General features: G+C 71.1%; 23 protein-coding genes. 13 read left to right on the forward strand and 10 right to left on the reverse strand.

Annotation, left to right across the window (positions count from 1 at the left end; translation table 11 throughout):
• Window positions 1-93 precede the first annotated feature (93 nt).
• Window positions 94-525 carry a GntR family transcriptional regulator gene (locus TK50_RS34675; protein WP_241773901.1) on the forward strand — a complete coding sequence of 144 codons (432 nt, stop codon included), beginning with the start codon at window positions 94-96 and terminating at the stop codon, window positions 523-525.
• A gap of 174 nt (window positions 526-699) precedes the next feature.
• A complete protein-coding gene (locus TK50_RS32675; RefSeq protein WP_241773902.1) occupies window positions 700-2,121 on the forward strand; it encodes a pentapeptide repeat-containing protein in 1,422 nt (473 codons plus the stop codon).
• Between the two features lie 323 nt (window positions 2,122-2,444).
• Here TK50_RS32675 and TK50_RS33380 read toward each other — a convergent pair whose 3' ends face one another.
• Both TK50_RS33380 and TK50_RS32680 read right to left on the reverse strand, forming a co-directional pair.
• Window positions 2,445-3,098: an MAE_28990/MAE_18760 family HEPN-like nuclease gene (locus tag TK50_RS33380; protein ID WP_144420130.1), complete on the reverse strand. Its 654-nt coding sequence runs from the start codon at window positions 3,096-3,098 to the stop codon at window positions 2,445-2,447.
• Between the two features lie 14 nt (window positions 3,099-3,112).
• Window positions 3,113-4,207 (reverse strand): DUF262 domain-containing protein, encoded by a 1,095-nt coding sequence (locus tag TK50_RS32680; RefSeq protein ID WP_241773903.1) that lies wholly within the window; start codon window positions 4,205-4,207, stop codon window positions 3,113-3,115.
• Window positions 4,208-4,626: 419 nt separating this feature from the next.
• Between TK50_RS32680 and TK50_RS02030 the strand changes: the two genes are divergently transcribed.
• Window positions 4,627-4,947: a hypothetical protein gene (locus TK50_RS02030; RefSeq protein WP_082106354.1), complete on the forward strand. Its 321-nt coding sequence runs from the start codon at window positions 4,627-4,629 to the stop codon at window positions 4,945-4,947.
• A gap of 288 nt (window positions 4,948-5,235) precedes the next feature.
• Here the strand turns inward: TK50_RS02030 and TK50_RS02035 are convergent, their stop codons facing one another.
• Both TK50_RS02035 and TK50_RS02040 read right to left on the reverse strand, forming a co-directional pair.
• The gene (locus tag TK50_RS02035; RefSeq protein WP_043961105.1) at window positions 5,236-5,880 is read right to left on the reverse strand and encodes a class I SAM-dependent methyltransferase family protein; all 645 of its coding nucleotides are present in this window, start codon (window positions 5,878-5,880) and stop codon (window positions 5,236-5,238) included.
• A gap of 76 nt (window positions 5,881-5,956) precedes the next feature.
• Window positions 5,957-6,316, reverse strand: coding sequence for a DoxX family protein (locus tag TK50_RS02040; protein WP_043961106.1), 360 nt, complete (start codon window positions 6,314-6,316; stop codon window positions 5,957-5,959).
• A 139-nt stretch (window positions 6,317-6,455) separates the two neighbouring features.
• On the opposite strand from TK50_RS02040, the gene TK50_RS02045 reads away from it, so the two are divergent.
• On the forward strand, window positions 6,456-7,367 hold the full coding sequence (locus TK50_RS02045; RefSeq protein WP_043961107.1) for an LLM class flavin-dependent oxidoreductase: 912 nt from the start codon (window positions 6,456-6,458) through the stop codon (window positions 7,365-7,367).
• Between the two features lie 53 nt (window positions 7,368-7,420).
• Here TK50_RS02045 and TK50_RS02050 read toward each other — a convergent pair whose 3' ends face one another.
• Window positions 7,421-7,822, reverse strand: a complete 402-nt coding sequence (locus TK50_RS02050; RefSeq protein WP_043961108.1) for an ASCH domain-containing protein — start codon at window positions 7,820-7,822, stop codon at window positions 7,421-7,423.
• 145 nt (window positions 7,823-7,967) lie between these two features.
• Here TK50_RS02050 and TK50_RS02055 point away from each other — a divergent pair, with 145 nt between their 5' ends.
• Window positions 7,968-8,501 carry an alpha/beta hydrolase gene (locus TK50_RS02055; RefSeq protein WP_043961109.1) on the forward strand — a complete coding sequence of 178 codons (534 nt, stop codon included), beginning with the start codon at window positions 7,968-7,970 and terminating at the stop codon, window positions 8,499-8,501.
• Between the two features lie 30 nt (window positions 8,502-8,531).
• Here TK50_RS02055 and TK50_RS02060 read toward each other — a convergent pair whose 3' ends face one another.
• Both TK50_RS02060 and TK50_RS02065 read right to left on the reverse strand, forming a co-directional pair.
• Complete coding sequence (locus tag TK50_RS02060; RefSeq protein WP_043961110.1) at window positions 8,532-9,584, reverse strand: questin oxidase family protein; 1,053 nt, start codon at window positions 9,582-9,584, stop codon at window positions 8,532-8,534.
• 34 nt (window positions 9,585-9,618) lie between these two features.
• On the reverse strand, window positions 9,619-10,179 hold the full coding sequence (locus TK50_RS02065; protein ID WP_043963677.1) for a phosphoribosyltransferase family protein: 561 nt from the start codon (window positions 10,177-10,179) through the stop codon (window positions 9,619-9,621).
• Between the two features lie 230 nt (window positions 10,180-10,409).
• Here TK50_RS02065 and TK50_RS02070 point away from each other — a divergent pair, with 230 nt between their 5' ends.
• The 4 genes from TK50_RS02070 to TK50_RS02085 all read left to right on the forward strand — a co-directional run bounded on the left by TK50_RS02070 (window position 10,410) and on the right by TK50_RS02085 (window position 14,894).
• Window positions 10,410-11,066, forward strand: coding sequence for a septal ring lytic transglycosylase RlpA family protein (locus tag TK50_RS02070; protein WP_043961112.1), 657 nt, complete (start codon window positions 10,410-10,412; stop codon window positions 11,064-11,066).
• A 121-nt stretch (window positions 11,067-11,187) separates the two neighbouring features.
• A complete protein-coding gene (locus tag TK50_RS02075; RefSeq protein ID WP_043961113.1) occupies window positions 11,188-12,315 on the forward strand; it encodes a PP2C family protein-serine/threonine phosphatase in 1,128 nt (375 codons plus the stop codon).
• Between the two features lie 236 nt (window positions 12,316-12,551).
• Window positions 12,552-14,408: an acyl-CoA dehydrogenase gene (locus TK50_RS02080; protein ID WP_043961114.1), complete on the forward strand. Its 1,857-nt coding sequence runs from the start codon at window positions 12,552-12,554 to the stop codon at window positions 14,406-14,408.
• 216 nt (window positions 14,409-14,624) lie between these two features.
• Entirely contained in the window at window positions 14,625-14,894 is a 270-nt protein-coding gene (locus tag TK50_RS02085; RefSeq protein WP_043961115.1) for a DUF6458 family protein, read from the forward strand.
• Window positions 14,895-15,029: 135 nt separating this feature from the next.
• On the opposite strand, the gene TK50_RS02090 is transcribed toward TK50_RS02085, so the two are convergent.
• Window positions 15,030-15,560, reverse strand: a complete 531-nt coding sequence (locus tag TK50_RS02090) for a SixA phosphatase family protein (protein WP_043961116.1) — start codon at window positions 15,558-15,560, stop codon at window positions 15,030-15,032.
• A gap of 116 nt (window positions 15,561-15,676) precedes the next feature.
• On the opposite strand from TK50_RS02090, the gene TK50_RS02095 reads away from it, so the two are divergent.
• Window positions 15,677-15,964, forward strand: a complete 288-nt coding sequence (locus TK50_RS02095) for a DUF6458 family protein (protein WP_043961117.1) — start codon at window positions 15,677-15,679, stop codon at window positions 15,962-15,964.
• A gap of 115 nt (window positions 15,965-16,079) precedes the next feature.
• On the opposite strand, the gene trhA is transcribed toward TK50_RS02095, so the two are convergent.
• Complete coding sequence (trhA, locus tag TK50_RS02100) at window positions 16,080-16,757, reverse strand: PAQR family membrane homeostasis protein TrhA (protein WP_043961118.1); 678 nt, start codon at window positions 16,755-16,757, stop codon at window positions 16,080-16,082.
• 106 nt (window positions 16,758-16,863) lie between these two features.
• Here trhA and TK50_RS02105 point away from each other — a divergent pair, with 106 nt between their 5' ends.
• From TK50_RS02105 to TK50_RS02115, 3 genes are read left to right on the forward strand one after another with little or no spacing between them, the layout of a single operon-like run.
• Entirely contained in the window at window positions 16,864-17,493 is a 630-nt protein-coding gene (locus TK50_RS02105) for a 5-oxoprolinase subunit B family protein (protein WP_043961120.1), read from the forward strand.
• Complete coding sequence (locus TK50_RS02110; protein ID WP_043961121.1) at window positions 17,490-18,437, forward strand: 5-oxoprolinase subunit C family protein; 948 nt, start codon at window positions 17,490-17,492, stop codon at window positions 18,435-18,437. The genes TK50_RS02105 and TK50_RS02110 overlap by 4 nt, the downstream gene beginning before the upstream one ends.
• Entirely contained in the window at window positions 18,421-19,170 is a 750-nt protein-coding gene (locus tag TK50_RS02115) for a LamB/YcsF family protein (RefSeq protein WP_043961122.1), read from the forward strand. Before TK50_RS02110 ends, TK50_RS02115 begins: the two co-directional genes overlap by 17 nt.
• 88 nt (window positions 19,171-19,258) lie before the next feature.
• Here TK50_RS02115 and TK50_RS02120 read toward each other — a convergent pair whose 3' ends face one another.
• Entirely contained in the window at window positions 19,259-21,091 is a 1,833-nt protein-coding gene (locus tag TK50_RS02120; protein ID WP_043961123.1) for an NHL domain-containing thioredoxin family protein, read from the reverse strand.
• Window positions 21,092-21,094: the final 3 nt, after the last annotated feature.

The following is a 21,094-nucleotide window of genomic DNA, read 5'->3' on the forward strand; positions in this document are numbered from 1 at the left end:
GGAAACGTACCTACAACTGGACGAGTTGTCTACACGTCGAAACGGGCCTCTTGGTTGACACTTGGTAAGACAAGTGCCAGGTACGGTGAGCAGGTGCCCACCTCGCACTACGGACAGCCCCGCTACCGCGCCATCGCCGACGAGCTACGAAAGCGCATCGAAAGTGGCGTCGTCCCGCTGGGCACCCTCCTGCCAGCCGAGAGCGCACTTGCTATCGAGTTTCGGGCGAGTCGCGGCACGATCCGACAAGCGATCGCCACGCTGCGAGAGATCGGCTTGGTCACCACGGAGCATGGCCGGGGAACCTGCGTGAACCCCGACTTCACTGCGCATATTCCTAATCCTGTCGACGAGAAAGCAAAGAGGCAGCGGAGAGTCGCTGCGGAACCCGAGTTGGCAGCGTTGCTCAAGGTCGAAGTCGGAGCAACTTTGATCGAAGATCAAGACGTTACGTGCCGAGAAAGAAAGGTCGAGGCAGTCGTGAGGACCTACCGAGTTCTCAACAACCCCACTGGATACGCCTGATTCTGGTATTCACCCAAAGCCGTGGACATGGGCTGGCAAAGTAGGCCAGCCCACGATGGTCTGTTCGTGCCGTCATCAGGGTGCGCTGCGGTGGTTTCCCTCAGGCAGCCGTGCGCTTGAGTTCCACGATGGGCAAGGCGTCGCACTTGCTTGGTTCGGGCATGATTCCATAGTGTGACGAAACGATGGAGTGTTTCTCTAATCGCTGCCGGCGTGCTGGGTCTGCTCGGTGTCGCACTGACCCAGTTCCCCACTTCGTGGTGGCGTGTGCTGGCTTCCAGTTGGGCGGTGTTGCTACCGGTGGCGGCGAGCCTGACGGTGTTGATCCTGGGTGTGCTGCTGTGGTGCCGATCTACCGAGGAACATCAGGCATCGGCTGCACCAACAGCGCCAGACCGGCAGGTACACCCCCTGCGGTCGTGGGTGATCCCGGTCGGGGTGGCCTTGGTTGCAGTGGCCACCTGGGCCGCGGTTGCCTGGCTGCAAGGCTCGGTGCCCGCAGTGGGTGACGAGGTGCAGCGCGCACAGCTGCGGGTGGAGTCCATCCGGACCGGCCTGACCATCGGCGGGGCGGTGGCCGCCGCGTTCGCACTACTACTGGCGTTTCGCCGACAGCAATTAGCCGAGCGCAGCCAGCAGGCTACCGAGTACGACGCCGGTGAGAAGCGCGTCACCGATCTGTATGTCAAGGCCGCTGACCAACTCGGCTCGGACAAGGCCCCGGTCCGCCTCGCGGGCCTGTATGCCCTGGAACGCCTTGCTCAGGACAACCCGCTCCATCGAAAAAGCATCGCGGAAGTGATCTGTGCCTACCTACGCATGCCCTACATCCCTCCTCCTATTCAGCCCGCTCCCACCAATCAGGCACGAGCAAACACCGACCGAATCTCGCTTGCCCCCGCAGATGCGAGGGAGGAGGACGACGAAACAGCCGTGGACCCACGAGAAGAACGTCAGGTTCGCCTCGCCGCTCAACGCATCCTCGCCCGTCACCTCCACCCAACCACCCAGGGCGGAGGTACCAACCCCTCGTATTGGGGCCCAAACCTGGCCTTGGACCTCACCGAAGCGACCCTCATTAACGTCGATTTCGCCCACTGCCACCTCCACAACGCCCGCTTCAACAAGGCGACGTTCAGCGGAGATACCTCGTTCGGGGGAACAACTTTCAGCGGTAGTGCCCGGTTCATCGGGGCAACGTTCGGCGGTGATGCCTGGTTCCGCGGGGCAACGTTCAGCGGTTCCGCCATGTTCCTTGAAGCGACGTTTCACGGTGCCGCCACGTTTCCTAAAGCGACGTTCAACGGCAGCTCTGTGTTTCGCAGGGCGAAATTCTGCGGGGCCGCCGGATTCCATGAGGCGATGTTCGGCAGTGTGGCCGAGTTCGGCGAGGCCACGTTCAGCAGGGCTGCTAGATTCGGCGAGGCTTCGTTCAGCCGAGCCGCCAGGTTCGGTAGGGCGACGTTCAGCGGTGTTGCAGGGTTCGAAAACGCGACATTCAGCGGTTCCAGGGACTTTGAGGGGGCAAATCTCGGCGGGGTGAGGTACGACGGGCCTAATCCAGTTTCCAATAGCTCTGCCAAATCGTCCTCTTAGAGAGCGTTCCGCATGTCTGCCAGTCGAGCGGAATGAAGGTATGGCATCGGGGGTGGGTGGCGGGTGCGCCTCGGGTGAGGCGGCCGAGCATGCCGGAGAACGGGTACCCCGCTATAAAGCATCCTCAAGGCACCTACGTCACCTCAGTCCTTCGATCTTAGCCTGGCAGGCAGTGTATGCATGGCGGGATAGGGAGAATAGTCCACCTCTATGCCCTATAAAGAAATAGAGGCAGGTTTGCGGGAATCGCGGATTTCGGGGGTTGGAATGGGCGACAACTGCCGAGAAGTTTCGAGAGAGGTTTGATTAGTGCTCACCGAAGATCAAGTAGTTGCCATGAATGAACGATCGCGAACGGCGTCAATCAAATAGTCTGCATACCCGTCAAGTAAGATCAGGACCACCTCTAAACGAGAGATAGCCTCTTCGGACGAGTAGGAAAGGAGTTCGCCGTGTGCGACCTTATTTCTCGCTGCCAAGAGAGAGCTGTCGATGTATCCGAGGTGGGTGACGGCAAATGAGGGCACCTCAAGCCCCAGTGCGGCTATAATCTCAGCGAAGACGCGGGAAGAGAGATTGCTTTCTGCATCGATGACTTTATCGGGGTTGACCGAAAAGGTCTCTTGCCGTTTTGCGTCCATGTCTGCGAGTAGTTCCCCAAGATAGCGAGCTTTCTGACTCCCCTCCGACCGCTTAAAATGTGAGGCTACGCTTGCCGCCTGAAGGCTAACCTTCAGGAGGGACGTCGGAATCCTCTGAGCAACGATGAAGCGTACGTACTTCTCGCTGGCAGTCTTAACGAATCCTTCCCAGTGCGCGTAGGCAAGAACAACCGCGGCTCTCGTTGTCCAGCCCATCTGCGCAGGCTCGGCGTGTCCATCTTCGAGAGATTGAATATCCAGTTTTAGTTGTGATAGCTCACGTTTGCGGTGTGCAAGGTTGCGGTGGATGGCTCCTACGAAGTCCTCAGGGGTCATCTAGGTGACGCCAACTACGAGAACAACTGCCGACCCTTTGGAATCGTTTTTCTCATTCTTTGGTCGGCACGGATGCCCGTCGAGAATCCTGGCGAAAACTCAGGATCGGACCACAAAGCCCGTTGCTTATCTAAGACCACCTCAGGAGTTATCCGAGCGGGAGCGCCATGGTAAGCGACTCCAAGGGCAAGGACCTCAAACGCTGTGGCGGAGAAGGGGCCGACTGGTCGCCCACTTGTTGGATTCAACTTGCGCAATATGTCGGCACCCGCCGCTTTATTCAGAACCGAGAAAGTTCGTTCAAAAACTGCCTTCATTTCCGCTAAGTCTTCATCTGTAAGCTCCGTAAGGGGTACAACTTCCTCAGTCAGGAACTCGCCAAGGAATCCGAGCGTCCGTAGATTAGTCTCCGGAATATTCCTCAGGGTGACGAAGCGGAGTGCGATTTCCATATGATATCTTTCCCGAATCGATCTGCTCGGGAGGTTTAGGACTGTTAAGAAATCTGCATTGTCTGAAATGTCGCTCAGCCACAGGAAGTGCTTCCGGCTGATGCTGACCAGCAGCGAGTTCCTAAGCTCTTGTTCGCTGGCGACACTTCCGAACGAGTTCAAGCGTTGAAATAGATCGTACTTCGCCCTCTTGTCGCTCTGCCTCTTGATGATCTTCATATCTAGTCGCGCACGTTTAAAGTCGATCCGTTGAGCCTGACTCAAACCCGGGGAATCATTGCCTGGCTCATACGTCATCCCGCCCAAGGACTTAAGGAAAGGTGCCTCGTCGCACTTGAATGGAGGAAGAGTTTCCCCGTCCTCGTTCCGTAGTATGCCCATGAAGTGGAAGATTGTTGAAAGGCGCTGGACGCCATCGACTACGTCCCAGCCGGATTCGCTAGCGGCGACAAAGATGCTAGGTAAGGGAATTCCTAAGAGGATGCTTTCGATCAGTCTTGTTTGCTGCGTGGTTGTCCAACGAAACAGTCGCTGGAATTCGGGATGGATATCAAGTTCTCCATCCCGGTAAAGGTTTGCAACCTCGCCAATTGACATTGGATACGCGTCCGTCGAAATCTGGCGTCGATACTTCTCAAGCTCTGCCTCTAGCGTCACTGCTATACCATACAAAACCCACACCTGATCCACTACGTGCCGGCGGGGACGAAGAGGCACTACCAAGCCATGAGGACTGGTGGGGTTGGCGGGGGTCAACTGCCGAGTTGTTCTGTTATAGATCAAGGCACCGCGCTGCGCGCGGTGCGGGCGCGGTGGCCCCGTCCGGCGGCAAGCCGCCCCGGTCGTCTGCGACGCCGGGGCGGAAAGCCGCCGACAGCCGACGGGCTGCCGCGCCCGCAGCATCCCGAACGCGGATGACGACCACGACCAGGCCGTGACGATCGCCAGCGTGGTTGGCCGCCGTCGAGCTTCTGGCGATCGGCTGCCGCGCCGGCTTCGCCGGCTTGCCCTCGGCCTTCCTTGGTCACCCACGCCGCGCCGGAGCCGACCACACCGGGTCCGCCTACGCTGTCGCGGTGGACGCGGGCAGGGTGTGGCGGCTGTACCACCGGGGCGAGCTGGTCGGCGAGATCGACGAGCAGAGTCACGATTTCCCCTGGACGTACGGCCGGTTCCGCCCCCTGTCGGGGTTCGAGCCACTACGCCCGCTCTTCGTCGCCCGGAGCGCCGCCCTCGACGCGGACGACGACGAGGCCATGATCCGGATCGACGACGAGATCCGGGCCGCCCTCACCATGACCCAGCCGGACGGCCGCCCGGTGGCCGAGTTCCTGCTGAGCATCGAGGACGACGAGGCCGGCTTTCGGTGGCATGACGAGCCGTTCGAGGACGGGTAGCCCGTGCCATTAGCGTGCCATTAAGGCAGGACAGCCGGGGTCAACCCAGGCCACCCGGGACCGCCGCGACCAGGCCGCCGGCCCCACGACCTGCCGCCCATCGTCAATTCCCAAGCTGACAGTGCGGGTTCGATTCCCGTCACCCGCTCCACGCACGAAGGCCCTGGTCAGGACGCAAGTCCCTAGCCGGGGCCTTCGGCGTTTCGAGGCGGCAACATCGACTTCATGTCGGCGACATGGCGGCATCCGAGCCACTGTGACACCGCTGTGTCGCCGACATGGAGTCGATCATGGCTGACGGACGAACGTGAAGAGCGCTCCGGAGGTCTCCAGCGGTCGAGGCGTGCCCGTGAACCGGTGCACGCCGACCGAGAAGAGCACCCCGTCCGGCGCGTGGAAGGCCCGCTCGGCGAAGCCGGCGTCCCGCAGCCAGCCGCGTAGCGCCGGCGTCAGGTCGGGGGCGCGCCGGGTCCGCGTCCAGATCACCGTGGCACCGGCCGCGCACAGTTGCGGCAGGGCGGCCACGGTCCGGCGTACGTCATGGTCGTCGACGTTGCCGAAGACGCCCGCCATCAGCACGAGGTCGGCCGGCACCGCCTGCGCGTACGACGAGAGCCGGCCCGCGTCCGCCCGCCGGATGTCGACGTTCGCGAGGCCGGCCCCGGCGGCGGCTGCCCGGGCGGCGGCGACGTTGCCCGGGTCGTACTCCAGCAGCGTGGCGCGGACGCGAGCCGCGTCGGCCCGGCCAGCCAGCGCACCGACCAGGTCGTGTCCCTGGCCCGCACAGGCGCTGACGACCGCCAGCGGCTCGTCGGGGCGCTCGTCCAGCCACGCGGTGATCGCCCCGCGCACCAGCCGCAGCCGGCGGGACAGCGGGGAGTCCTCGTCGGCGTAGGGCTGGTGCCACGCCTGCCAGTCGGTCCCGGTCGTCATGGCGTCGAGCCTGCCAGACCCGGTCCTGCCAGCCCCGGCTCTGTCGGCCTACAGGCGCTCGCCGGGCCCGGAGGCGTCAGAGCCGGCCGACGGCGACGAACACGCAGGTGGCGAGGATCGTCAGGTTGACCAGCACGGCGACGGGCTCGCGCAGCCGCAGGTGGATGCCCGTCGCGCCGACCATGACGACGCCGAGGCCGGCGGCGGCGAGCGGCGTGAGCCACGTCGCGATGCCGGTCAACCCGGGCAGGAGCAGCCCGACGGCCGCGAGGACCTCCAGCGCGGCCACGGTGCGCAGCAGCGGCATGGGTACGATCCGGGCGCTCGTCTGCCCGCCCGCGAGTAGCCTCTCCCGGGACCAGGTGCCCTTGGCCAGCCCGGAGAAGGCGAAGATCAGTGCGAGGACCGCCTGCGCGGCCCAGAGTGCGACGTTCACGGCGACTCCCGATGGTCGTGGGTGGTGAACGAACTGGACACTGCGCACGACGGGATGCGCGGACGATTGGTGACCGACCGTGCGGCGGGTGCTGCCTCGGCGGGGCGTGCCCGGCCGGTCAGGACGTACGCTGGCGCTCATGCGGATTGGCATCGTGATCCTTCCGGACCAGCGCTGGTCGCAGTCGCGGCGCCGCTGGCGGCAGGCGGAGGAGTGGGGCTTCGACCACGCCTGGACGTACGACCACCTGGGCTGGCGGGACCTGGTCGACGGGCCCTGGTTCGACTCGATGACCACGCTGACCGCCGCCGCCACGGTGACCTCCCGGATCAGGCTGGGCACCCTCGTCGCCTCGCCCAACTTCCGGCACCCGGCGGCCTTCGCCCGGCAGATCACCGCCCTCGACGACGTCTCCGGCGGCCGGTTCCTGCTCGGCGTCGGCGCGGGCGGCATCGGCTTCGACTCGGCCGTGCTGGGCGGGGAGACGCTGCCGCCCCGCCAGCGCGTCGACCGGCTCGCCGAGTTCGTCGAGCTGCTCGACCTGATCCTGCGCGAGGACGGCACCACCTGGCGTGGCGACTGGTTCGCCGCCGTGGACGCCCGCAACAACCCGGGCTGCGTGCAGACGCCCCGGGTGCCGTTCGTGATGGCCGCCAACGGCCCCCGCTCGATGCGGCTGGTGGCCCGGTTCGGGCAGGGCTGGGTCACCACCGGCACGGGCGGCGACGACGTGGAGCAGTGGTGGGGGACGGTCGCCGACCTCACCACCCGGATGGACCGGGCGCTGGCCGAGGCCGGCCGCGACCCGGCCACTCTGGACCGCTACCTGTCGCTCGACTCCGCCCCCGCGTTCTCGCTGCGCAGCGCGGACTTCTTCGCCGAGCAGGTCGGGCGGGCCGCCGCCCTCGGCTTCACCGACGTGGTGACGCACTGGCCCCGGGCCAGCAGCTGGTACGCCGGGGACGAGGCCGTCCTGGTGGACGCGGCCACCCGCCTCCTGCCGGAGCTGCGCCGCCTGACGCCGGCTCCCCGCCCACCCGCCGCCGGGTGAGGGGTGTGAGAAGGGGACGCTTCTCGACCGTATGCGTTAGCAGGGGCCCTTCCTCACCCCCGCGCCGAGACGAGCCGGAACCGCACGCAGACGATCTGGCTGTCGTCGGTGACGGGGGTGCCGACCCGCGCCCAGTAGGCGGCATGCCCGGCCCGCCACTCCTCGATCGACCGGTCGCCCTCCCCTTCGGAGCGGGCGAAGTCCCACGGCACCTCGGCGAAGCGCACCACGTCCACGCCGGTCACCTCGACTACTCCGACGGGCGCGTCGTGGTCGTCCACGAGGGCGAGCCGCTCGCCGACGTGCTCCAGCTCCTCGCCCTCCTCGGCGTACTCGTCGGTCAGGCCGGCGGTCGCCGTCTTGGCCCCGGCCAGCACCAGGGAGTTGAGTCTCGCCCGCAGCTCGCCGGGGGTGCCGAGGGCGAGGCTGCGCAGTCCGTCGATCCGGGGCCACATCCCGCCGAGGCTACGCGGCCCGGCCGCGCCCCGCCGCCGGATTCCGGGCGGGCGCGGCACCACGTACCGGCTCGGAGCGGCGCTGCGCCGGAGCGTGCCGGGGGCGCTACGGTGACGGCGGATCGAGCTGGCGAGGAGGCGGACGATGGGGAAGCGCCGTGCGGTGCTCGTTCCGGGGCAGGGCTACGACACCCGGGGGCCACTGTTCGCGTACGCCGGTGAGGCGCTGCGCCGGATCGGCTTCGACATCGACGAGATCACCTGGCGGGCACCGGCGGACCTGGACCTGGACCGGGCGGCGTCCTGGGTGGTCGAGCAGGTCGCCCCGGCGCTGGCCGAGCCGGCGCACCTGCTGGTCGGCAAATCGCTGGGCAGTTTCGCCGCCCCGTTCGCCGCCGACCGAGGGGTCCCGGCGATCTGGCTCACCCCGCTGCTGCACCGGGCCGAGGTGACCGGGGCGCTGGCCCGCGCGACCGCGCCGTTCCTGCTGGTCGGCGGCACCGCCGACCCATCGTGGGACGGCGTGGCGGCCCGCCGGCTCAGCCCGCACGTGCTGGAGGTCGACGGGGCCGACCACTCGTTGCTGCTGCCCGGTCCGCTGGCCCGCTCTGCGGAGGTGCTGGGCATGGTCTGCACCGCCGCGGAGGAGTTCCTCGGCGGAGCGGGCTCGGGCGGCTGAGCCGCGCCGCTCGCGGCCGCGCCGCCCCGCTCAGATGAGCTGCGCCGCGTAGCCGGCTGCGGCGAGCACCCGCTCGTCCCCCGTCGCCGCGTGGGCGTCGAGCACCGCGTCGGCGAGCTTCACCACGTGCTCGTCGCCGTGCCGGGCCGCGCGGGCGAAGACCTCCGCCGGGGTGCCGGGGGCGACGGCCGGCGGCGCGACGCCGGCCGGGGAGGCGTACACGGCGGTGACGGCCGCCGTCGCGGACCAGGCCGCGGCGAGGCTCGGCGCCCAGAGCCCGGGGTCCAGCTCCGGCAGCGTACGCAGCACCGCCGTCGGCGCGGTCACCGCGTGCACCAGCATGACGGGTTCCGCGTGCCCGTACCGGAGGTAGTCGAGGCTCGCCCGGTGCACCAGTTCGGCGAGCCCCCGCTCCGCCTCGGCCGGGGTCCGCGCGGGCCGCAGCGCCGCGAGCGACGACTCCCATTCGGGTACGTCCGGCAGCCGCCCCAGCCGCTCGCGGATGCCGCCGGTGCGGTCGGCGATGCGGGGCAGCCCGGCCAGCGCGGCGGCCACCCCGGCCTCCCCGCCCTGCCCGGCTTCCCCGGCGGGAGGCGCTGCCGGTAGCAGAGGCGCGCCCGGGACCGGCTGCCAGCGCGCGGCCCAGTAGGCGAGGGCCTGGCCGAGTTCGGTGCGCCGGTCCGGGCTGGTCTCGTCGGCCCGCAGCGCCCGCACGGCGTGCCCGACCCGGATGACGCCGTGGGTGGCCCCGGCGGCGATGCCCGGCAGCAGCCGGGGCCACCAGGTGCCGAGGATGTCCCGCCAGGGCCGTTCGCGCAGCTCCCGGTCGAAGTGGGCGAGCCAGTCGCCGGCGCGTTTCGGGTCCCCGAGGGCGGCCCGCCAGTCGTCGATCGGCCGGAGGCCGCGGGGCAGCTCGTCGAGCCGCCGCAGGTAGTCGTCCAGCCAGCGGTGCACCTCGGCGTCGTGCCCGTGCCGGGCCAGCGCCTCGACCGTCATCGGGCCGTGGTTGGAGAGCCAGCCCTCGAACTCCGGGCCGGTGCGGTGCAACCGTCGGTACGCCTCGTCCAGGATTCCGTCGTCCATGCCACCGATCGTGCGACTTGAACCTTGCTTGAGGTCAACCCTCGGGTGGGGTCAGCCGGCCACCCTCGACCAGGCCGTGTATCCGCAGCTCGGCGGCGAGCGCGGGCGGGCAGTCGAGCACCACGGCGGAGGTGCCGAGGACCTCGGCGCCCCGGGCGGCGCAGATCGCGTACAGGGCGTGCAGCTGGGCGCCGGTGGCCACCCAGTCGTCGACCACCAGCACCCGGTCGCCGGGGCCGAGGTGCCGGTCCCGGACGCCCAGGTCGACCCGGCGGCCCCGGAAGTCCGGGGGGCTCTGTGCCCAGGTCGTCGCACCGGCGGGCAGCCGCCCGTCCCCTGCCTTGTGCGCCGGCGCGAAGCCGACCCCGAGGGCGGTCGCGGCGAGCGGGCCGAGCAGCAGCCCGGTCACGGCGGGGGCGAGCACCACGGTCGGTCGGGCGTCCCGGAACGGCGCGGCCAGGGCCGGCCCGAGCCCCGCCAGCACCTCCGGGTCCCGCCACCACCCGGAGACGTCGCTGACCAGGTGGGTGCTCTGCGGGCCGGGGTCGATCCACCGGAACAGCTCGACGAGACGTTCGCTCAGCTCAGCGGGCATGCCGCCCATCCTGCGCCAGATCGACGCCCCGGTGGGGTCCGGCCCGCCCGGGGCCGAGCGGGCCACGTCGCCTCGGATGATCGGCCACACGTATACGAGCAAATACGAACATAGCGCCATGATCACGTTGACTTCGGAAGTGCTTCTCTCGTTACGGTCCGGGCCGGTTTGTTCTCCAGGACTTCGTCCTCAACAACGACTTCGTTCGCCACGACGAAAGGACCGGGCCCGTGGTTGGTAGGCACTCCCGTACCCGATTGTTCTCCTCGCCGGCCGGGATCGCGGCCACCGCGGCGGTCGGTGTCGCGCTCGCCGTCGGCGGCACCGTCGGCGCGGTGAGCCTGACCTCCGGCGAGGCGGCCCCGCAGCCGACCGTCGCCGACGTCCCGGTGACCGCCCCCACCACCGCGGCCGTGCCCTCGGCGTCGCCCAGCCCGAGCGCGAGCGTCCCGCCCAGCGCCAGCCCGTCGCCGACCGTCACGGCCAGCCCGAAGGCCACCCGGAGCCAGGCCGCCTCGCGGAGCAGGCCGCGCACCGCCGCGCCGAAGCCGGCCGCCACGAAGGCGGCCGCCACCAAGAAGCCCACCCCGACCAGCAACGTCGTCGACAGCGGCTCGTGCGGGGCGTCCTTCTACGACGAGGGGCAGCTCACCGCCAACGGGGAGAACTTCGACCCGAGCGCCATGACCGCCGCCCACAAGACCCTGCCGTTCGACACCATGGTCCGGGTGACGAACCCGGCCAACGGCAAGTCGGTCACGGTCCGGATCAACGACCGGGGCCCCTTCATCGACGGCCGCTGCCTCGACCTGTCGCGGGCCGCGTTCGCGGCCATCGCCTCCGTCGACGTCGGCGCACTGACCGTGAAGTACGAGATCCTGGGCTGACCCGATGACCTCGGGCGGGGGCGGTGCGACCGGGGCCGGACCGGCCGCCGCCCCGACCCGGCCGGGCAGAACATCCTCGGCCGACGGGCCAGGCTCATTCACCGGTTCACGTCCATCAGGCATGCTGTCCCTCGTACGCATGCATGCCTTCCAGTCGGGCCGTGGCCCGCTGAGCCCCGGATCCCGCGCCGGCCTCGGCGCGGCCCTCGTCCTGCTCGCGATCATCTCCGGCGTGGAGCTGGCGGACGGCCGCTGGGCGCACTACGTGGCGCTGATGGTCGCCGCCCCGTTCCTCGCCGCGGCGCTGGCCTCCTGGCGGGTGGTGCTCGGAGTGGGGGCCGCCGCGACCGCGATCGGGTCCGCCTTCGCCCTCGCCGAGCCGAGGACGTCGCTGGTCACCGCCGTCAACGTGGCCGGCATCGCGCTCGCCACCGGCATCGCGGCTGCGGTGGCCGCCGTGCGGCAGCGGCAGGCCGAGCAGATCGCCGAGCTGTCCAAGCTGGCGGCGGTGGCCCAGCAGGCGGTGCTGCGTCCGCTGGGCCCGCAGGTGGGGACCCTGGCCGTGGCGGGGCGCTACATCTCCTCGACCGCCACCGCCGAGATCGGCGGCGACCTGTACGAGGCGATCGACACCCCGTACGGCGTCCGCATGATCATCGGTGACGTGCGCGGCAAGGGGCTGGACGCCGTCCGGCTGGCCAGCATCGTGCTGGGCTCGTACCGGCACGTCGCGTACGAGCGGGCCGACCTGCGGGCGGTGGTCGCCGACCTGGACCGGGCGGTGGCCCGCAACGTCGGCGACGAGGACTTCGTCACCGCGGCCCTGGTCGAGGAGCGGGGCGGCACCCTCACCATCGTCAACTGCGGCCACCCGTCGCCGCTGCTGCTGCGCCGGGGCGCGGTGATCCCCCTCGAACCGCCCGCGCCCGCGCCGCCGCTGGGCTTCATGCCGGTCGTCCGGCCCCGCGTCGAGCGCCTGGAGCCGGGGGACCGGCTGCTGCTGTTCACCGACGGCCTCGGCGAGGCGCGCCGGGACGGCGAGTTCTTCCCGACGGCCGACCGCGCCTGGCGGCTGCTCGGTCACGGCACGGTCGGCGACGGGCTGGCCTCGCTGGAGACCGCCCTGGTCGAGTGGGTGCACGGCCGGCTCGACGACGACATCGCCCTGGTCCTGATGGAGTACGCCGGCCACAGCAGCGGGGTGACCGCCGCCGTGCCGAGCTGGGAGGTCGGCGCGGCCGAGGGCTGAGCCACCCGCCCGCTGCCCCCGCCCCGCCCCGCCGCCCCCGGCTCCCGGGCCCCGCCCCGCCGCCTCCCGGCCCCGCCCCGCCGCTCCCGGCCCGTCCTCGCACCCGGCCCCGACGGCCGAAGCGCGGGTGTGTAATCGCCGTCACTTCCACGTTGAGCTTGTCGCTGCCTACCCGTGAGTAATACAGTCGGGGTTACTGATCGGTAACACCTGTCCGGGAAGCGGGGCCAGCGAGCATGACCCACTACAAGAGCAACCTCCGGGACCTTGAGTTCAACCTGTTCGAGGTCTTCGGGGCGGACCGGGCGTTCGGCCAGGAGCCGTACTCGGATCTCGACGTCGACACCGCGCGCAGCTTCCTCGCCGAGGTGGACCGCCTCGCCCGCGAGGACCTCGCGGCAAGCTACTCGGACAGCGACCGCAACCCCCCGGTCTTCGACCCGGCCACGCACATTGCGCCGCTGCCGGAGCCGTTCAAGAAGTCTTACCGGGCGTTCATGGAGTCCGAGTTCTGGCGGCTCGACCTCCCGCCGGCGCTCGACGGCACCAACGCCCCGCGTGCCCTCTGGTGGTCCCTCGCCGAGCTGGTGCTCGGCGCGAACGCCCCCGTCTGGATGTACGCCTCCGGCCCGTCCTTCGCGCACGTGCTGCACGTCGAGGGCACCGAGCGGCAGAAGAAGTGGGCCAAGCTCTTCATCGACAAGCAGTGGGGCTCCACGATGGTGCTCACCGAGCCCGACGCGGGCTCGGACGTGGGCGCCGGCCGCACCCGGGCGATCCCGCAGCCGGACGGCTCGTGGCACATCGAGGGCGTGAAGCGCTTCATCACCTCCGGCGAGCACGACCTGAGCGACAACATCGTGCACTACGTGCTGGCCCGCCCGGTCGGCGTCGAGGGCGTCGGCGGCCCCGGCACCAAGGGCCTGTCGCTCTTCGTCGTGCCGAAGTTCCACTTCGACCCGGAGACCGGCGAGCTGGGCGAGCGCAACGGCGTCTACGCCACCAACGTCGAGCACAAGATGGGGATCAAGGTCTCCAACACCTGCGAGATGACCTTCGGCGAGCACGGCGTGCCGGCGAAGGGCTGGCTGCTCGGCGAGAAGCACGACGGCATCCGGCAGATGTTCATGATCATCGAGTACGCCCGGATGATGGTCGGCACCAAGGCCATCGCCACGCTCTCCACCGGCTACCTCAACGCCCTCGAGTACGCCAAGAACCGCGTCCAGGGCGCCGACCTCGTCCAGCAGGCCGACAAGACCGCGCCCCGGGTCACCATCACCCACCACCCGGACGTGCGTCGCTCGCTGATGCTCCAGAAGTCGTACGCCGAGGGCCTGCGCGCCCTGGTCTGCTACACGGCCTCCTGGCAGGACCAGGTCGCCATCGCCGAGGCGGCCGGCGACGAGCAGGCGACGAAGATCGCCAAGCGGGTCAACGACCTGCTGCTGCCGCTGGTCAAGGGCGTCGGCTCCGAGCGGGCGTACGAGATGCTGGGCCACGAGGCGCTGCAGACCTTCGGCGGCTCCGGCTTCCTCCAGGACTACCCGCTGGAGCAGTACGTCCGGGACGCCAAGATCGACACCCTGTACGAGGGCACCACCGCGATCCAGAGCCTCGACCTGATCTTCCGGAAGATCGTCCGGGACAACGGCAAGGCCCTCATGACGGTCGCCGGCGAGATCCAGGAGTTCATCACCTCCGAGGGCGGCAACGGCCAGCTCAAGCAGGAGCGGCAGGCGCTCGGCAAGGCGCACGCCGAGGTCCAGACCATCCTCGGCGTGCTGACCGGCTGGCTGGGCGAGGCGCAGGGCGGCGACGCCCGGGCGCTCTACAAGGTGGGCCTCAGCAGCCGCCGGTTCCTGCTGGCGGTCGGCGACCTGGTCGTCGGCTGGCTGCTCCAGCGGCAGGCCGACGTCGCCCTGCGCGCCCTGGCCGGTGAGGTCTCCGCCGCCGACAAGGCGTTCTACACCGGCAAGGTGGCCGCCGCGAAGTTCTTCGCCCGCGAGGTGCTGCCCCGGCTCGGCGCCGACCGGCGGATCATCGAGAGCACCGACCTGGAGCTGATGGACCTCCCGGAGGAGGCGTTCTGAGCCGCTGACGCACCACAGCGGCCCCCGGACGGCCGGCGAGTCCCCCAACTCGCCGGCCGTCGCCGTCCCACCCGGCTTCGGCGACCCGTGCCGAACGGTCCCGCGCGTCCCCTATCGCCGGTCGCATCCCGGGTACTTGCCCGGCCGGGCGGGTAACCGAGGCCCGGACGTCGTCAGTGAACGCCCAGAGCCACCGCACGTGGGGGTGCAGCGCACATGGGCATTGGTAGTGGAATCTTCCTCATCGCCATCGGCGCGATCCTGACCTTCGCCATCCGGGCGAACGTCTGGTGGGTGGACCTGCGCGCGGTCGGCTGGGTCTTCATCCTGGCCGGGTTGGCCGTGCTGCTCACCACGCTCTGGTTCTGGCAGGACCGGCGCAAGCGGGCGCGCACCCTGATCGTGGAGGAGAACAGGCTGTCGCATCCGACCGCCATGATGCCGCCTCCGCCCGACCCGCCGCCGCCCACGGCACCGCCCTCCTGAGGCCCGCCGGCTCGCCCGCCGGGCCGGCGCTCGCCTACCGGCCCGGCCGGCTCGGGCGCACCTCGGGCGCTCGCAGGTGTTGGCAGGGGTCCCCTGTACGACGGAATGCGTTGACAGGGGGCCCTTCCTTGCGCCTCAGGCGCGGGCGGTGTGGCGGGCGACGATGTCGGCGCGGCTCAGCTCGGCCCAGGGAAGTCGGGTGCGGTGCACGACCAGGTCGGTGGTGCGCAGCCCCTCCTGGTCCGCGTGTTCCGGGTCGAGCAGCGCCGAGAGCAGCGAGATGCCCGGATTGTGGGCGACCAGCAGCACCGTCCTCGCCTCCGCCGGGGCCGACCGGACCAGCGCCAGCAGGTCCGCCGGGCGTGCCTCGTACGCGCCCGGCTCGTAGCGCACCTGCGGGGCGGGGCCGGCCGGCCCCGCCTCGTCGGCTGCGCCGGTCATGCCCAGCTGCACCCCGTGCCAAGTCTGCCGGGTGCGCCGGGCGGCCGAGCAGAGCACCACGTCGGGGAGCAGGCCGTGCCGGGCCAGCCAGGCACCGGCGGCGGCCGAGTCGGCGTGCCCCCGTGCGGTGAGCGGCCGCTGGACGTCCGGGCCGCTCCCCGGTGCCTCCGCCTTGGCGTGCCGCAGCAGCACCAACGTCCGTTCCGTCCCTCCGGCGTCCGTCATGGGCCCAGCTTGCCCGATTGACGATCGGAGCGCCTGGGTATGTCGATGGATGCCGCAACCTCATCCATGGCCGCGGCGGGTAGCAGCGCCAGCTGACAGCCAAGGAGGCGACGAACATGGGCATTGGTGCCAGCATCTTCCTCATCGCGCTGGGTGCGATCTTCGCGTTCGCCGTGCAGGCCGACCTGGGGTGGCTGAATCTCGGCGTCGTCGGCTGGGTGCTGATGCTCGCCGGCGTCGTCAGCCTGCTCACCACGCTCTACTTCTGGAACCGGGGCCGCCGCACGGTGGTCGCCACGCCGGTGCGCCAGAACCGCGTGGTCGCCGACCGGGTCGTGCCGGTGCAGGGTGAGCCCGTGGTCCAGGAGTACCGCGAGGTGCGCCGCCCGGGTCGTACGGTCTGACCGGTCCGGCCCGACGGCCGACGACCGCCCAGGACTCCGGGGGCCCCGCAACGGCGCGGGGCCCCCGGCGCGTGCCCGGAGCGGGGGATCAGGGTGGGGGAACCGGGCGGCAGGCTCAGGCGAACAGGGCGAAGTAGATCGCGATGTGGTGGCAGATCGCCGCCACCAGCGTGCAGGCGTGGAAGAACTCGTGGTGGCCGAAGACGGTGGGCCACGGGTTGGGCCGGCGCAGCGCGTAGAAGACGGCACCGACGCTGTAGATCGCGCCGCCGACGGCGAGCAGCACCAGCGCGGTCACGCCGCCGGAGTGCAGGATCTGCGGCAGCATCGCCACCGACACCCAGCCGAGAGCCAGGTAGAGCGGTGCGGAGACCCAGCGCGGCGCGTGCGGCCAGACCAGTTTCAGCGCCACGCCGCCCAGCGCGCCGCCCCAGACCAGGGCGAGCATGGTGGTCGCCTGCCGGGCGTCCAGCAGCAGGACGCAGAACGGTGTGTACGTGCCGGCGATGAACACGAAGATCATCGAGTGGTCCATCCGGCGCATGATCTGGTAGCCGCGCTCGGACCACACCCGACGGTGGTAGAGGGCGCTGGTGCCGAAGAGGCCGCAGACGGTCAGGCTGTAGACGAGGCAGCTGACCAGCGGGGACCAGCCGGGGCGGCTGGCGGCGATGGCGCAGAGCACGATGCCGCAGACGAGCGCGACGAAGAACGCGTAGGTGTGCAGCCAGCCGCGCATCCGCGGCTTCCCGATGTCGACCGGCTTGAGTCGAAGCGGTGCGGAGGTCGTCACGCACCTAGGTTACGGCACCGTAGGTTACCGTCAAGTAGTGCCGATCGTCACGGGACCGCAGGGTCCGGCGGCCCTGACGGGCCCGCCGATCGGGGATCATGACGGGATGCGGATCCGGCCCGTCGGCGCCCACGCCCTGCTGCTCGACTGCGACGACCCCGACCAGGTGGAGGCGTGGCGGGCCGAGCTGACGCGCCGCCGCACCGCCGGCGAGCTGACCGCCGTCGAGATCGTCCCGGCGGCCCGTACGGTGCTGCTCGACGGGGTGCCCGACCCCGACCGGGCCGCCGCGCTCGTCGCCCACTGGACCCCACGACCCGCCGGCCCTGCGACGCCCGCCGACGGCACCAGGCCCGCCGAGGTCGAGGTGCCCGTCACGTACGACGGGGTCGACCTGCCCGCCGTCGCCGGCCACTGGGGCGTGGACGTGCCCGAGGTGGTCGCCCGCCTCACCGGCACCCCGTTCCGCGTCGCCTTCTGCGGGTTCGCGCCCGGGTTCGCGTACCTGACCGGGCTGCCGCCGCAGTGGGCGGTGCCCCGGCTCGCCACCCCCCGCCCCCGGGTCCCCGCCGGCTCGGTCGCGCTCGCCGGACCGTACGCCGGAATCTATCCCGGCGCGTCGCCCGGCGGCTGGCTGCTCGTCGGACGGACCGCGCTGACCCTGTTCGACGTGGCCGCCGACCCGCCGGCCCGGCTCGCCCCCGGCACCCCGGTACGCCTGGCGGCGACCACGTGACCCGCCCACCCGCCGGCGGCCCGGCGGGCCGGGTGGAGGTGCTCCGGGCCGGGGCGCTCACCACCGTGCAGGACCAGGGCCGGCCCGGCTGGGCACACCTCGGCGTGCCCCGGTCGGGGGCGCTCGACCCGGCGGCCCTGCGGCTGGCCAACCGCCTCGTCGGCAACCCGGAGGACGCCGCCGGTCTGGAGATCACCCTCACCGGCTGCGCGCTGCGCCTCACCCGGGCCGGCACGGTCGCGCTCACCGGCGCGGACGCCGACGTGTGGATCGGCGACGGGCGGATCGGCGCGGTGGCCGAGGCGCGCGTCGGAGGACGACCCGGCGACGTGCGCGTCGGCGACCGGCCCGGAGACGTCGGCCGGCCCCTGGCCGTGCCCGCCGGGGCGGTCGTGCGGATCGGCCCGGCCCGCTCCGGGCTGCGCACCTGGCTCGCCGTCGCCGGCGGGATCGCCGTGCCGCCGGTGCTCGGCAGCCGGTCCACCGACACCCTCTCCGGCCTCGGCCCGCCCCCGCTGCGCGACGGCGACACCCTGCCCCTCGGCGACCCGGGCGGCGACCCCGCGCCCGTCGACGTGACCATCGGGCGGCCCGCCCCGGCCGCGCTGCGGCTCCGGCTGCGCCTCGGGCCCCGCGACGACTGGTTCACCCCCGCCGCGCTCGACCGGCTGCTCGGCACGGCGTACACGGTGAGCCCGGTCAGCAACCGGGTCGGCGCGCGACTGACCGGAGCGCCGCTGCCCCGCGCGGTCGCCGGGGAACTGCCCAGCGAGGGCCTCGTGCTCGGCGCGGTGCAGGTGCCCGCCGACGGCCAGCCGCTGATCTTCCTCGCCGACCATCCCACCACCGGCGGCTACCCCGTCGTCGGGGTGGTGGACGACGTGACGCCGCTCGCGCAGGCCCGCCCGGGGACTACGGTGACGTTCCATGGACCTCAACGCTGACCTCGGCGAGGGATTCGGCATCTGGCGGCTCGGCGACGACGAGGCGCTGCTCGACCTGATCACCTCGGCCAACGTCGCCTGCGGCTTCCACGGCGGCGACCCGTCCACCATGCGCCGGGTCTGCGCCGCCGCCGCCCACCGCGGGGTCGCCGTCGGGGCCCAGGTCGGCTACCGCGACCTCGCCGGCTTCGGCCGCCGACACATCGCGTACGCGTTCGCGGACCTGCGCGACGAGACCACCTACCAGCTCGGCGCACTCGACGCGTTCTGCCGGGCGTACCGCACCCGGGTCCGCTACCTCAAGCCGCACGGGGCGCTCTACCACGCCGCCTCGGTCGACGAGTCGCAGGCCGCCGCCCTGATCGCCGCCATCGACGACTACGACCGCGACCTGCCGGTGCTCTGCGCCCCCGGCTCGGTGCTCGCCCAGCTCGCCACCGGCGCCGGTCTGCGGGTGGTCGCCGAGGGCTTCGCCGACCGGGGCTACCTGCCCAACGGCACGCTGGTGCCCCGCACCGCCCTCGGCGCGCTGGTCACCGACCCCGAGCAGGTGGCCGCCCGCGCCGTCCGGATGGCCACCGAGCAGACCGTGGTGGCCGTCGACGGCACCGTCGTGCCCTGCCCCGTCGAGTCCATCTGCCTGCACGGCGACACGCCGGGCGCGGTGGCGTCCGCCGAGCTGGTGCGGGCCGCGCTCCTCGAAGCGGGGGTGACGCTCACCCCGTTCGCGTGAAAGGAGGGGCACCTTGTCAACGCATCCCGTATGGGAAGGGCCCCTTCCTGACGCACCTGACGCCAGCGCGCGGGCGGCCGGCGTCGGGTCAGGCGTCCAGGCCGCGCAGGACCAGCGGAAGCCGCGCCGGGCCGCCCTCGACCACCCGCACCGGCACCCCCCAGTCCTGCCGGGTCAGGTGGCAGGCCGCGTGCTCCACGTCGGCGTCGCACGTCGCCGCCTGCGCGGTCACCTGGAGCACCCCGCCGGCCACCGACCCGTCGACCACCAACCGGCGGGACAGCTCCGTGCCGGTGCCCGCCCCCTCCATCAGCAGCTCCGGCGGCGACGCCGAGACGACCAGCCGCGTCGACGGCCCGTACGTCTCGTCCAGCTTCTGCCCCGGCGCCGGGGTGAAGACGACGTCCAGCGTCACCTCGCCCGCCGCGACCTCCATCGGCTTCCGCTCGGTGCGGTGCCGCGGGCCGTCGACCGTGCTCGCCCCCACGGCCGACAACGCGCCCGGGGCCAGCCGGGTCAGCCGGTGCGCCGCCGACTCGACCACCAGCACCCCGCCGTCGGCGGTCAGCACCACGTCGCTCGGCTCGGCGAGCCCGTCGGCGACCGTCGACACCTGACCGCTGGCCGGGTCGAAGCGGCGGACCGCCCCGTTGTACGTGTCGGCGATCAGCACCGAGCCGTCCGGCAACGCGCACACCCCCAGCGGGTGCTGGAGCAGCGCCCGGTCGGCCGGGCCGTCGACGTGGCCGAAGTCGAACAACCCCTGCCCGACGGCGGTGCCCAGGACGCCGTTCTCGACGTACCGGATGGCGCTGGTCTCGCTGTCGGCGACCCAGAGCCGGGTGCCGTCGGCCGAGACCGAGAGGCCGGACGGCTGGGCCAGCCACGCCTCGGCCAGCGGCCCGTCGCGCAGCGCCTCGACGGTGGTGCCGGCGTACATGCCCGCCGTGCGGCGGATCGGGTCGAACCACCAGAGCTGGTGGATGCCCGCCATCGCGACGATCACCCGGTCGTCGTACCAGGCCACGTCCCACGGGGAGGAGAGGTCGACCGAGAGCGAGTCGTGGGCGTGGTCGTCCACCGTCGAGCGCCACTGCCGGCCCGTGCCGGCCACGGTCACCACCTCGCCGGTGGCCAACCGCACCCCGCGCAGCAGGTGGTTGACGGTGTCGGCGACGACCACGTCGTAACCGGCCACCTCGGCCACGTGCTCCGGCAGCCGACACAACCCCTGCGGCTCCGAGAACGCGGCGGCGCCCGCTGGCCCGTCCGCGCGCCCCCGGACGCCCGCGCCGATCCGGCGCACCAGCGTCTCGCCGTCGGGGGCCAGCTCCACCAGGGAGTGCCGGGCCGAGTCCGACACGAGCAGGTGCCCGCCGTCGAGCGCGAGGGCCTTGCCGGGGAATCGCAGGGCCGTCTCCGGCTCGGCGGGCGGCACGTACGGGCCGTCGCCCCGGTGCAGGGTGCCCTTCGCCTCGTGGGTGGCGACCAACTCGTCGACCAGCCGGGCCAGCCCTTCGGCGTGACCCTCGCCGGCCATGGTGGCCACCACGTACCCCTCGGGGTCGATCACGGCGAGGGTCGGCCAGGCGCGGGCCGCGTACTGCTGCCACATGTCCAGCTCGGGGTCGTCGAGGACGGGGTGGTGCACGCCGTACCGCTCGACGGCGGCGGCGACGGCGGCCGGGTCCTTCTCGTGCTCGAACTTCGGCGAGTGGATGCCGACGACGACCAGCACGTCGGCGTACTTCTCCTCCAGGGGGCGCAACTCGTCGAGCACGTGCAGGCAGTTGATGCAGCAGAAGGTCCAAAAGTCGGCAATTGTGATCTTGCCGCGCAGGTCGGCCAGCTTCAGGTCCCGCCCGCCGGTGTTAAGCCAGCCCCGTCCGCGCAGCTCGGGAGCCCGTACTCGTGCGCTCATGCC

The sequence above is a fragment of the Micromonospora haikouensis genome (assembly GCF_000876225.1).
Lineage (GTDB): Bacteria > Actinomycetota > Actinomycetes > Mycobacteriales > Micromonosporaceae > Micromonospora > Micromonospora haikouensis.